This is a genomic window from Chloroflexus sp., from assembly GCF_034435895.1.
Taxonomy (GTDB): domain Bacteria; phylum Chloroflexota; class Chloroflexia; order Chloroflexales; family Chloroflexaceae; genus Chloroflexus.
Window position 1 is genome coordinate 1 of record NZ_DAOTWH010000098.1, and the last position, 12,251, is coordinate 12,251.

Genomic DNA, 12,251 nt, shown 5'->3' on the forward strand with positions numbered 1-12,251 from the left:
GGGAGCTTGCTCAGTGCGGCAGCCAGATCCTCGGGGCTGATCGGGTAGGTGACCCAGCCGCGGCCCTGCCGGCGCGTCAGGTAGATCGCATCCTCGAAGATGCCGATTTGAACCTCCGGCGCCCAGTCGATGACCATGGTCTGGCGGATCGGGCGGGGTTTTCGGCGGAGCCAAGGCCGCCGGCGTAGTGCCGGCAGCTCTTCTTTTTGGGTATTCATCCATCGTTCTCCATCTACGAACCGAAGGCGACCTTGCCTCGACAGCACCCGGCATGGCGCTTCGATTCGGTCGGCTTTCTTGTAGGCAGGAATGGCGGTGTTTCGGGCATCAGGGCGCGGAACGCAGCAACAAAGGTCACCTTGCAGCAATGCAAGGTGATCGGGAGGGCTCGAATGGCCCAGACTGAGCGCCGTGAACGCCGTCAGGCGCTCGTCGGAGGCGGCGTCTCAAGACGGGCAACTGCCTCGGTCAGCAGCGCGACCACCTCATCAAAGACCTCGGGCTGAGCTGATACTAGGTTGTCGAGGTCATAGTAGTGCTGGAGGAAGTCGCGGGCCTCGGCCTGCTCAGCGGCAATGGTCGCGAAGTCAACGCTGTACCAGTCCATCCCGGTCCAGCCCATCTCGTCGAGCTCTTCCAAGGTGAAATCGGCGAATTGCAGGCCGGTAGCTGCGAAGGCGTAGCGGAGGGCTTTACCTAGGTTCAGCTCGCGATAGATCACTTGGTCAAGCTGCCGGGCGAGCTCGTCCATCGGCAGGTCACCCGGCCAGCGCTGGTCGCGCAGGCGCACGATGCGCTCGGCAAAAGCCTAGCGCTCCGCGCTCAGCTCGCTGAGGGCATAGTCGATGACATCCTAGATATCGGCGGCCCCTAGCGACCATGTGGTCTGGTCGGCGAGCACCCAGAACAGGAGCAGCAACAGGTTCTGCTGACCGCCATCGAAGAGTGGCTCGATCTCGTGGGTCAGGCCGTAGACGATCGGGTGGAACGCCTCAAGCGCCCAGCGACACTCGTCGAGCGCCGCTAGGGCGTCTTCATACCGCTTGAGATGGGTAGGAAGCGCAATGAGCGCCGCTGCAGGATTGTGCAGCTCGGTGCGGATGTCGAGGAAGTCTGGGAGCTCGACGCCGCAGACTTCGATCAGCGAGAAGAGCGCCTAGATGATGCCGATGAAGTGGGTGGGGCGGCTCGTGAGGCCGGCGACATGGGCTGCGTAGAAGTCGGCGAAGCGCTGCCGTAGGATATCGGCGGCGCGAAGGCCGATCATGGTCGCCTCCCACTGCTCGCTGCGGACAGCGGCCCGCGTCTGCTCGTCGCGCGAGCGACGGACTATCACCAGCCGTCGATGGCGTGGATGGCCGGGATGGCCGGCAGATCGTTGAGGCGGTAGCATAGGCTTCTTCCCTTTCCATCACGCTGATAGGCAAGTTCCTCGCAGGCGGCGATTGCGTCCTAGATCGCCGGCGACAGCGCCATCTCGATCGTCATCGAGCCATCGAAGAGCGTCCGGAGCAAGGCCAGCGGGTTGTGCGTCGCGATTGGCTGGGCTAGCAGTGCGCCAAGCAGCGCAATCAGCGCGTGATACTGGCAATCCTAATTTGGGGTTGTCATCGGTCTGGTTCCTCCAAGACGAAGGACCGGGGAGCTATCCCCGGCCCTTCAGTGCGGATGTGTTGTGGTGTAGCGCTCGGCTAGCCCTTGGTGCCGGCGCGCTTGATAAAGTCGACGGTTGGCATGGTCTGCCCCTAGTGCTGGCGGGCGCCGGTGCGAATCTCGGCCCCGGCGAGGTGCACGAAACCCTAGCGGATGAGGTGCTCACGGATGGTCTCGTTGTCGATCGTGGCATCGGCGACAAAGGTCTGCCCCTCGACGATCACCAGCTTCTCGGTGGCCCCGGCAGTGTTGTCTAGAGCCGGCGCGTGAGCCGGGTCATCGGTCGGGATGTCGCCATCCTCCGGGTCAGCAGGAGCGATAGCGCTTCGTACCAGATCCGCTAACGGCGCTGACGGCGCATCGTCTCGCTCCTGCTGAGCATCCGCCTGCTCGCGGGCAGTCAAGGTCGTCGGCGCGTCATCGTCGAGCAGGCCATCAAACATGAACGTTGGCGTGGTCATCGGTCTTCCCCTTTCTGATTGAGCCTCGGTGTGGTAGAGACAGATCGGCGGCGCTGGTCGGCAGCGATATCCGTGCGGTCGCGCAGATACCGCCGCAGCGCGGTGCGATAGCCCTAGATGATCGCGCGCAGGTAGGCGCGGCTGTAGATTTCCAGCGCGGCAGGCGCGTCGAGACCGGGGATGGTAATGCCGATAAAGGCGTCGCTCTCGTCGGCTAGGCGGCGCCCGGCCTCGACGCCCATCTCCCAGCTCTAGGCGTGGATCTCCTCGGGAGTTGGCGGTGGGATTGCGTGCATATCGTCTCCTCGTATGCGCGTGATCAGTCAGTCGGCAGCAACAGCTGCTGCCGGTAGCGTGGTGCGGGCTCGGCCGCTATTAACTCATCGATCGGGCCGCGCTGCTGCCAGCTGAAACCGCTGGCCTGTTCGTAGGCGCGCACCCGCGCGATCGCCGACGCCATAGCGGCCGGGTCGTTCTGGGCGCGGCGGCTTGGTGGCGCGGGTGGGTGAAGATGCAGCAGCGACATGAGAGCCGCGCCCGGCCCTAGCGCTCATCGCGGTGTGGGTCGAGCATGGTCTCTAGGGTCTCGCCCTAGGCGGCGTAGCTAGGGTGAAAGGGCAGACCGCAGGCGTGGGCGTAGGCGTTGACTTGGTGCCAATCCCAGTCGATCGCCAGATACGTCGCCACAGCATCGGCATACGCCGCCGGATCAGGGACGACACCGGCGCGTTCAGCGTCGCGCCGCACCAGTGCGCGCGCCTCGCCGACAAGATCGCTGAAGGTGGTCAGCGCCACAAGCTGGCGGGGAGTAAAGAGATCGCGGTGCCTAGCGGCAACCTGTTCATGTTCCCCGGTTGGCAGGAGGTAGATGCGGCCTCCCCTGCCTTCGGCAACGATCGCCATCATCTGGGCAGCCATGCGACCGCTTTTGCCCTCATCACGAATGTACTCCAGCCGCACGGGGGTGTCGCAGCAGAGACAGCGGGCGCCGCGCCGCCCGACGGTGCCTTCGGGGGGCTTGCCGGAGCCATGTTGCACAGTAAAGCGCACAGCAGGCTCACCACTATTTTCTATTTCCTCTTTTCTCACCACAATCGGCTCAACCCAATGCTCCTTCCCTTTTTTCTTCGACAATTCAAATGACCGCACCAGCGGTATCTGCGCCCCGCACGCCGGATTGGGGCACTTCACCGTGCACGCCCAGAGCTAGGCAATCACGGTGGCCTCACCGCCGCCGTACTCCTTCGGTAGCCTTACCTTGGGGTAAAGGTATCCAATGCGCTTCTCAGCCTCATCGCGCATCCATTTACCGTAGTAACGCACATCAGCGGCCAGACCGGCGGCGCCTTTGTAGGAAGTAGGAGGTAGAAGATAGGAAATAGAGGCCTAGGATAGCGCATTGCTGGCTGCTATTTTCTCTAGACTTCCCGCGCTACCGCCATCGCTTTCTGCCACACAATCAATTCCTTGAAATGCATGCTCCCCATCACTATTTTCTCTTTGCTGCCTCCTACTTTCTGGATTCACCGGCGGCATGTTCGCAAACTTCGGCGGGATCTCGATCAGCGCTTTGTTGATCAACACCGCCACCGGGTTGAGATCGGAGGCGTGGGCCTCCAAGCCGAGGCGCTGCGCCTCCAGTGGGATCGAGCCGCCGCCGGCGAAGGGGTCGTAGACCGGCGGCGGGTTGCCGCTGGTGTGCTTCAGGATCTCCTCGCGCGCCTCGCGCAGCACATGCTCGTTGTTCGAGTTCTCCCACTTCACCAAGCGCTCGATAATGCCGAACAACCGCTCGCGCTCGCGCTGCTGAGCCTCCTCGGTCGGAAAGCGTTCCGGGTAGCTGCTCGGGTCGTCCACCAGCGAGGCGAAGAGCACGGCGCGGCATGCGGCGAGCGGGCGGCGCGCCCACCAGAGGTGCAGCGTACTCGGGTGGCCGTGGCGGATCGACTTCTCGCGGGCCGACTCTTTTCTTTATGGATCGCCTCCAACGGCAGGGCGACTTCGATGAGTTTGCGGGTGGGGATAGCGGAGACCGTTTCTAAGACAGGGATTTAGAAGCTAGAAGATAGGAAATAGTCCCAAAAGACGCCCGAAGCTACACGTATCTATTAGTATCTGTTGTGTGCGGTTTCCAGATTCCAAAACGCTCGACTGAAAAATATGCAGGTGCTGTGGAGTTTCGATCCAACGTACTTCCGGGAACAAAGCAGACGCCAGAGTGCGCCACCTGCTGTCCGGGATGATGGCGCCATTCGCGACCGACCAGCGGCTCGAGTTCACCGTTAGCGATGATATTGTTCGCGAGCGTATGGGCCAGCAAGGGTTGTCCAGCCTCGATCTGGAGCACCGGGCGCTCGTTCCGGCCATCAAAACGAACCTGCTCAAACAGGCGGGTATCACCATCTGCTGGTTGGCAACGGATCAACGCCAGATCACCCCAGCCATAGCCGCGTTCGCCGCCAACTTGGAGGCGTTGACACGCGGCTTGCCAGGGTAGGGTACAGCCACCGGACGCGAAGATATAGCCGACAAAAAAGACAGGTTCACCCGTATCGATGGTATGCGGAGCAAGAAACTCCACCTCGTGCAGCATGCCGGTTGCCGCCGACTGCTGGGGGTAGCTAAGCGCCGTACTGTTGTAGCTACTCAAGAAGCGGTAGCGAAAGCGCGACGGATTCTCCCAGGGCCAAGCCACCTGATATGAGCCACCGTTCATAGTCGCTGAATAGAAATAGGTGTATGTTAGTTGTTGATGAACTTGCTCACCAATGTCGCGGTATGCCTGCGCTTTGGCAACCTTCCGTTGCTGGCCCGCCAGATCGCGAGTCAGGCGCATCGTCAGCGCCCCCCACAAGACGCGCCCGGTGATGTAGGGACGGGTGCGTTGCACATTACCGACGCTACCCCGGCCAATGTGGGCAGGAGTACGGAGGCGAAAGACGACCTCGTAGCAATTCCAGGCCATGGGAAACTCCTCAATTGCGCGCTTTGGCGCCATAGCGGGCATAGATCAGCATCTGTTCTAAGGTCTCCTTGGCGAGCAGCAGTCGCTCCAGATCCATGCTCACCTTCTCGTTGATATACTTCAAGATCGTTTCAGGTTCTTGGTCATCTGGTTGACCCCATCCAAAGCCGAGGCCATCGAGGAGTTGCAGCATCTGCCTAGCAACCGTTTTCCCATTATCCTTTTCTTTCGCCAGCAGATAGAGGAAGCAGGCGTAGACACCGTTTTCTTGGAGGACGCCCAGAGCCTTTGTGACAGTCGTTTCGATATTTTGATCACCTGATTGAACGACGGCCTGGGCATGCTGGGCGGCCAAGCGATCAAGGTTATGCATTGGTGTGCTCCTCGCCATACTCATACGTGATCGGCTCGCCTACGATCGCCATGCGGCCAAACCCGCGCGTGCCCATACCGCCAACGCCCAACCATTCGATCATGCGCAACCCGGCTTTGACCACGTCCAGCGGGTCTGACCAAGCGCCACCCGGCGACAGCTCACCTTGCTTCGGTTCAACCTCTTTGAAGCCACCACGGTAATCATCCAGCACGACATCAGCGGTCAGAAACGTCGCACGCGGCAGCGCCTCGTAGGTGAAGAGCGCCTTGTCTTCGGCGGCCCCGCGTTCCGGATCAATCGCCACCGAGGTGCGCACCTCCAGATTGCTATTCACGATCTGGCTGAAGAGCGCATCGTGAACCAAGACAATCTTTTCACGCACAGCTTTCCAACGCGAGGTGCCTTTCCATACATCCGGCGCACTGATGCTCACTTTGCCACCAACGCTAACCATCAACCAGCCAAGGTTCAGGGCGTCGTTGCGTTCCTAGGTTAGCAACGCAGCATCAGTCGCCCAATTGGCCGGCGGCTCACTCACACCGAACCCCGCATCATTCAGACGCGAGACTGTACTCACCCAGACCGGCCCGGCCATTGAGTGAACCGGAAACAGAAGCACCTGCGCATCGAAGACATTCACCACGCCGGAATAGCCGACGGTATCCTCTTCGTCGCCGTTGCGTCGCGTCTTTTTGAGGTAGCCGAAGGTGTAGCAGACCGGATTCTTGTCAGGATTATCAACTTTATCTTGACTTTGCCCGGCAGCTTCAGGCGTACCATACAACTGCGCCGCGTAGGATCGGGCCGCGCCGTGCAAACTCGTACCGGGGATCTTGGGAATGCGGGTACCCGGCTCACGCACAATGCTATTGTCCACCCGACCAAGCCGGTAGCCGCCGGCGCCGATATGCACCGGATCGGTGGTCATAAAGAGAAACCGCTGTCGTTTGTAGGTCGTCATCGTTAGCGCTCCTTCAGAATTTCCATGCGCAACTCGAGCAGATCAGCCAGTTCACCGCGCACCCCGGCGTGGATCAGTTGCTGCCGCCACTTTGGGGGAATACTCTGCCACCCGCCGGGTTGGGGATCAGCTTTGGGGCGATCCACCCACATATGCTGGACTTCATCCCAGCGTTGTTGATGCGGCCAAGCGGCTCCAGCGAGCGTATCGTGGACGAACTGCGTGAAAACCTCATCATCAGGTTGGTGGTCCGGTGATCCGTACCACAATTCACGAGTTGCTTCAATCGTGGCGATCACCCGGTAACGCTGGGTCCGTTCAAGTTGCTTCAACAGGGACCAGAGTAAGTCCAGCCGGTCAAGATCTTCGAGGTAGAAGGGGCGGGTGCAGCGACTGGCGCGGCGGCCATTGTCGCTATAATGAAGCTCGAAGCGACGCGAGGTGGTATCGAGGAATTCGAAGTCGAAGGTAGACGACATGAACCGAATCTGATCACCTACTTGGAGATCGCCGGCGTGGAGCAGCCAGTTGCCTCGTGTGTCGGTGAAGGCGCGCTTGCGATCCGTTGGCTGGGCCGTACCACGAGCATCTTGCACAAAGTAGACATACGGATACCAGTTATCAGGTGTTGTCCCATCACCCATCACAGCGGGCACATACCAATCGATACTAGGCCAATCGGTAGTTTTGCCGCTCTGCTTAAGCGTGATCGTGATAGTCTGTTGAAACTGGCTCGTTCCATCGGCTGGCCGGCGTTTATCTGGCGGTAGATCCCCCTGTTGAATCGCTTCGACCTGCCAAGATTGGGCTGACGATGTCCGTTTGAGCATGGCCTGACCAGCATCAAGCACAGCCCGCAGCGGGGTGCGTTGCGAAAAGTAGATAACGCCGAGATGCAGCGGCAAGCGATTGCGCACCTTGCCCATCTCGCGTTCGTATTTGAGTTTAATCTGCCGTGCGATGTCGAGCGAACGGTCAGCAGGCGCCAAGGCCATAAAGCTGCGTGGCTCGGCTAGGATTGGAATGGCGGTCGAATATGCCGTATCCTGACGCTCAGTTCTGATCAGCCGCTGCCCAGCCAGCAGATTCTGCTGGCGTTGCCCCGGCCTCGCTTCAGGATTGCGCAGGATAAGTGGGCGGTTATCCTGCATAAACTCTTGTTGAAGATAATCTTCGAGCCAGATCGCAGCGCTTGCAGCATCTTCATAGATATGTCGCTCTGCACCAAGACGACGCGCAACGGCGTTGAGATTGTCGGCTGAGATCAAGTAGCCACCGCTCCCATCGGCCTAGGGTGGATACCAAACCACACTCAGTGAGGTTGAGCCGAGATCGAGTTCATACACATGGAAAGGGCCAAGATCAGGTTGATGATTAAGGTAGAGCAGCACCCGGCGGCGGTCATCTGACAATAATCGAACCAGTTCAGCGTTAGTATCTTGCCAGAATTGTCTCGTTGTCTGCCAGATGCGCTGTACGCGGCTAAAAGAAGCTGTCTTTGTTGTTGTCTTTCCCTCGTTTGGAGCAATCACCAGCAGCGAGTCGAGCAGGCTTCCCTCCAGCCATCCCTTAAGATCGAATTGCCCGACGATCAGCGCCAGCCGTCCATTGGTGTCAGCGACCTCGTCAATCCAGATCGTTTTGTGTGCTTGCTTGCTTGCCCAAGCTTGCGAACGCTCCAACCGGCGCTGCTCACAGATATCGCACACATTGCGCTCGGTGGCTTTCCTTGATGGGCCCTGTGGCCGCAATCCACATACCGTGCAAATGTCATTGACCCGGCTGGTCCAGAACGCCTCGATCGCTTCGACATCCGCTTGAGAGCGAACGTCTGGCGAAAGCATCGTGTTGATAGCTGGTAGCTGGTCGTTGCCATTACGACTCGGATCTTGCCCCCACCAGCATGTAGGTTCGATTGCCAGCATCGGTACAAGTTCGCCACCCAACTGTAATTTTTGATCTTCCTTCAGCGTTGCTTGAGAAAATTCTAGGAGTATCAACTGAGACAGTGGAACCTTCCGGTTGTTTGTCAAGCTAAGCAGGTCAGGCAGATCGGCAACAACATAGAGGCTTCCGTTCTCATCTCGATAGACCTCGCTCGCCAGGGGGTAGGTTTCCTCGAGTAGTAAACGAACCCGATCAAGTGCATCCTGCAGCAACTGTTGTCTGCTGAGCAGATCAGGAAGACGCACAACATTGAGCAGGTAGCCCAGTCCATCCACCCGAACGCTGAGTAAACGCCAACGCAGATCACGGGCGGGCAAATTGTTCCCTGATATCAGGACACCAGCCAGTGCTGTTTTGTACAGCGCACCAACCAGCAGCCCCCAACTCCACAGATCAACCTCATTGGTTGGTTGCCGTGTATCTGCGCCGACTTGAGAAAACAGCCCACGCAAGGCCGACAAGAGGCTCTGCCGTTCGGTCTGCGAATATGATGCGAGCGAAGCCCAGGGCAATGCCCACATCCGGGTTGTCAGGCCAGATGGAACTGCGCGTTCAAATCCGAATGGAGAGCTAAGCTGAATACCAGGATAGGTCTGCTTTCCGCCAGCCGGATCTTGTTTGTCGAAGTGAGCAGTGTTATGGCAGCGGGAAAGATACTTGCCTAAGAGGTCGGTATTCCAGGTGTTGTCATCGAGTAGGTTAGTTACAGTACGAGCGTTTGATTGAACGGGCAGTTGTAGGTTTACACTGGTCAATGCATTGTAACGGCCAGCGAGACTGTTAGGATCGGTTGCTCCACCACTGGTACGTGCTTCACTACGGGGTAGGGCCGAACCTTGAGGACTCGCAGCTTGCACTTTCAGTTGCTCATCTGAACACTTGCGATAGTCATGCAGCCAGCCGATCGATTCCGCCAGCAAGAGGGCATCACGATGTTGGGCAAGGATCTCCAACTGGCTCATCCCTCACCCCCACTCCGCAACTGCTCGGCTACCTGCTGCGCCTGTTCCTGCAAGCCGCTCAGGGTCGTAAACATTCGTTCGGTGACGGGCGGTTGGGAAGGTGCCGCCGGTGCAGGTTGCTCTACCGGCTCCTTCGCGGCGGCCTCCGCCAATTGTCGCCCTTCGCGCTCCCACCACTTCTGCGCCTTCTCGTAGAGTTGCCGCTCTTGCTTGCCGTACTGCCGTCCCTTGCTCTTGAGAAACGCCTCATACTCCGCTGCTGACTTGAGGCTGCCATCCGGGCGCCGAAAGTCAGCGTGCAAGCGAGTAGGTGTTTCCAGGTAGCGGGCAAGTCTAGGAGTGGACGGAGCAGACTGGGTCCTGGCAGGCGCATCTGGAGCAGTGAGCACAGCGCGGATCAGCAGCCTGCCCTGGTTGGCGAGCTGTTCTTCCACAACGCCAAAGCCGCTGCTGGTTTTTGCCCCGAAGCCGTAGATGGTCAGCATCGCTTGAAGACCCAGAGCCGTCACTTCGAGATCCTAGGCGATCTCGCGCCTATCCAGCGAGCCAAAGGGCACGTACAGCAGCAGGAGTGTGCCTGTTGTACCTTGAGGCACACATTCGATCAGAATCGGCCCGCGCTCGCCAACACCGCTCTGCCGACTGTGTGGATTGATCACTTCCAGCCCGATTTTGTCAAAGAAGGTGGCGAAGAAATGCAGTCGACCAGCCTGCCCTGCGTCACTCTCACGCGGATTGCCCAGCAGGCGTATCGTCACTTCGTGATCTTCCCGGTAGCTCAACTGCCACAGGGCGGCGCGCAATGCACCTTTCCAGCCTGTCGCCGCGACCATGGGCACCTGAAAGATCTTCTCCTTGCGCACCGGGTTGTCGAGCAGGTGGAAGGTAGCATCATCTTTACTGAGGTAGGGCTTGCGGAGGCGAAACGGCACGCGCAGGAGAAAGCTGAACGCCGGCATCTGGTAGATAGCGTCATCGTCTGGCAGGAAGTGAAAAGCCTCCGGGATTGCACTTGAAGCAAGCTTTTTCTGCTAGGCATCCCGAATAGCATTGTCAAGATCAGAGCCCTTGGCCTCAAACCAGAGGCAGGCCAGGTGAGGCCCAATCTGAACAGCCTGATTGGCAGCCTGTTCCATATCTCTTTCGGCTTGTTGGCGTGCATTTTTGTTTCGCCTGGTTAAGCCTTTGTGCAGCTTGCTCCAATTCACCCAAGCTATCGCTCAACGTAATCTGCCGGGAAGCATAATAATCACGCTGCATCGTCCGCCTCCTCTAACCCTAACAGACCACGCAGAAACACCGCCGCATCATGGCTATTCGGCGCCACTGAGTCACGTGGCGAGTTGAACTCACGCCAGACCTGAAGCTCATAGTTCTTTTCCAGATGATCGTGAATGGCCTGCGCAACTGCGTCCCGGCTCCAGCCGTTTTGATACTGTGTTGCTTGTTCAGGGATCCAGCCCCATACACGCAGCAGGCCACCAGCATAAGGCCGCGATACTTTGATCTTGGACGCCATACGATTGCCCTGCACCGTACCCATAATGAAATGGCGTAACTGCTGGTCTGCCGCAAATAAGCGGCGCAGGTCATATTTCAGGTTGAACGTAGCCTGTTCCTGCGCACCCGGCACGTGAATACGCGCCAGAAAGATGTTGCGCAGCGAAGGAAGTTGAAGGTATTCTCTGCTTCCAGACCTAGGGCGTAGCCAATCATACAATGGTTGAGTGTCGATTCGACCATTTGCTGGTTTGATTACGCCAAATCCCATTTGGGAACGAGCGCCAATAGCAGACCAATCAGCAATGAATTGGATCAAACCACCGATAATGGAAGGTTTGAAGTTAGGATGCAAGCTCTGTATACGGAGTGTAAGCTTACCTGAACGTGGTTTATCATCTGCACTCGAAGGGAAGTACCAAGTGGGCGTTTGATTACGTCCATTTCTGTCGTACTGGCGTTGTGCGTGGATTTTTGATTGCACTCCATTGTCCGGTCGTGTGTGATCTTCGATTTCTAGGCGAAAGCGCTTGCGCCAAGCAGTAGCACCGAAGATCTGAGAAACGTCGCAGAGACCTGCCTCACGCAAACGAGCGGCTTCTTCTGTTGCTTTGGACCGGTCAAATTTCTCCTTGTCGAAACCGCTCCTATCGTTCTGAGTTGGGTCAGCCACCACTCCTCCCATGCCACGCACGAGCGCTTCCATCCACCAGCGCATACTACCGAGAATCCCGGTTTCATGAAGGCGATCAACCCGGCCTGTTTCAACACCACCAGTCCATAAGGGAGTGAGCGTTTCAATGGTTATGTCCATGCCCAATCTCCTCTTTCGCACCTGAGTTCACAAGCGCCTTCGCAACCGGATTATTATCTAGCATAATGCCCATATCGATATCTTAGAGCCTGTTTGAAAAGCATTAGGACGCCAGCCACCTGAGCATCAAGCGCGTCATCGCCAGATAGATGAAGGCCTTACTGCTGGAGGTCAAGCGTTCATAGTCCATGGTGAGCCGACGACATTGGGTGAGCCACGCGAACGCGCGCTCGACGACCCGGCGGCGCGGCAGCACCCAAAACCCGGAGCATTTCTCGGCATGCCTCACGGTCTCCAAGACCAACCAGCGCGTTGCGCGCACCCAAGTCTGCAGACCGATGCGATAGCAGCACATATTCGTCATTGCAGTGCTGTAGGAACCGCTGCAGGATCGCATCGCGTTCGCCAAGAGTGATACCGCCAGAGGCGCGCTGCTTTGCGGCAATGACCGCAGCGGTTTCAGCCAAGGTCAACTCCCCTAGGAGCAGGGTATTGCCGCTGCCAAGGTCGGCCAGCGCCTAGATCTAGGCCGTCCCCGGCTCCGGGAAGTAGCGCTTCACAATGGCGCTGGTGTCGAGATAAAAGACGCTCATTCTTTTGGCCCGCGCTGCT

At 58.5% G+C, this 12,251-nt stretch carries 15 protein-coding genes and 2 pseudogenes; all 17 read right to left on the reverse strand.

From position 1 onward, the window contains the following. The coding region (locus U9R81_RS05855; RefSeq protein WP_322494577.1) for a hypothetical protein at positions 1–218 on the reverse strand (218 nt) is incomplete at its 3' end. Between the two features lie 203 nt (positions 219–421). Beyond that, entirely contained in the window at positions 422–790 is a 369-nt protein-coding gene (locus U9R81_RS05860) for a hypothetical protein (protein WP_322494578.1), read from the reverse strand. A gap of 366 nt (positions 791–1,156) precedes the next feature. Further along, complete coding sequence (locus tag U9R81_RS05865) at positions 1,157–1,393, reverse strand: hypothetical protein (RefSeq protein ID WP_322494579.1); 237 nt, start codon at positions 1,391–1,393, stop codon at positions 1,157–1,159. 406 nt (positions 1,394–1,799) lie between these two features. Continuing rightward, on the reverse strand, positions 1,800–2,114 hold the full coding sequence (locus U9R81_RS05870) for a hypothetical protein (protein WP_322494580.1): 315 nt from the start codon (positions 2,112–2,114) through the stop codon (positions 1,800–1,802). Positions 2,115–2,227: 113 nt separating this feature from the next. After that, positions 2,228–2,356: a hypothetical protein gene (locus tag U9R81_RS05875; RefSeq protein WP_322494581.1), complete on the reverse strand. Its 129-nt coding sequence runs from the start codon at positions 2,354–2,356 to the stop codon at positions 2,228–2,230. 77 nt (positions 2,357–2,433) lie between these two features. After that, positions 2,434–2,640 carry a hypothetical protein gene (locus U9R81_RS05880; protein ID WP_322494582.1) on the reverse strand — a complete coding sequence of 69 codons (207 nt, stop codon included), beginning with the start codon at positions 2,638–2,640 and terminating at the stop codon, positions 2,434–2,436. A gap of 65 nt (positions 2,641–2,705) precedes the next feature. Continuing rightward, positions 2,706–3,263, reverse strand: coding sequence for a hypothetical protein (locus U9R81_RS05885; protein WP_322494583.1), 558 nt, complete (start codon positions 3,261–3,263; stop codon positions 2,706–2,708). Positions 3,264–3,383: 120 nt separating this feature from the next. Next, a pseudogene (locus tag U9R81_RS05890) lies at positions 3,384–4,138 on the reverse strand (DUF1156 domain-containing protein); the annotation flags it as partial. A 71-nt stretch (positions 4,139–4,209) separates the two neighbouring features. Continuing rightward, entirely contained in the window at positions 4,210–5,079 is an 870-nt protein-coding gene (locus U9R81_RS05895; RefSeq protein ID WP_322494584.1) for a hypothetical protein, read from the reverse strand. Positions 5,080–5,089: 10 nt separating this feature from the next. Then, positions 5,090–5,452, reverse strand: a complete 363-nt coding sequence (locus U9R81_RS05900; RefSeq protein ID WP_322494585.1) for a hypothetical protein — start codon at positions 5,450–5,452, stop codon at positions 5,090–5,092. Continuing rightward, positions 5,445–6,416, reverse strand: a pseudogene (gene cmr4, locus U9R81_RS20030) (type III-B CRISPR module RAMP protein Cmr4). The gene U9R81_RS05900 and the pseudogene cmr4 overlap by 8 nt, the downstream one beginning before the upstream one ends. A 2-nt stretch (positions 6,417–6,418) precedes the next feature. After that, on the reverse strand, positions 6,419–7,567 hold the full coding sequence (locus U9R81_RS05915) for a hypothetical protein (RefSeq protein ID WP_322494588.1): 1,149 nt from the start codon (positions 7,565–7,567) through the stop codon (positions 6,419–6,421). Positions 7,568–7,705: 138 nt separating this feature from the next. Then, positions 7,706–9,316, reverse strand: a complete 1,611-nt coding sequence (locus tag U9R81_RS05920; RefSeq protein WP_322494589.1) for a hypothetical protein — start codon at positions 9,314–9,316, stop codon at positions 7,706–7,708. A 5-nt stretch (positions 9,317–9,321) separates the two neighbouring features. Next, positions 9,322–9,834, reverse strand: coding sequence for a hypothetical protein (locus U9R81_RS05925; RefSeq protein WP_322494590.1), 513 nt, complete (start codon positions 9,832–9,834; stop codon positions 9,322–9,324). A 9-nt stretch (positions 9,835–9,843) separates the two neighbouring features. Further along, on the reverse strand, positions 9,844–10,284 hold the full coding sequence (locus U9R81_RS05930) for a hypothetical protein (protein WP_322494591.1): 441 nt from the start codon (positions 10,282–10,284) through the stop codon (positions 9,844–9,846). Between the two features lie 290 nt (positions 10,285–10,574). Then, positions 10,575–11,639 carry a type III-B CRISPR module RAMP protein Cmr1 gene (gene cmr1, locus U9R81_RS05935; protein ID WP_322494592.1) on the reverse strand — a complete coding sequence of 355 codons (1,065 nt, stop codon included), beginning with the start codon at positions 11,637–11,639 and terminating at the stop codon, positions 10,575–10,577. 103 nt (positions 11,640–11,742) lie between these two features. Next, a complete protein-coding gene (locus U9R81_RS05940; protein ID WP_322494594.1) occupies positions 11,743–12,036 on the reverse strand; it encodes a transposase in 294 nt (97 codons plus the stop codon). Positions 12,037–12,251: the final 215 nt, after the last annotated feature.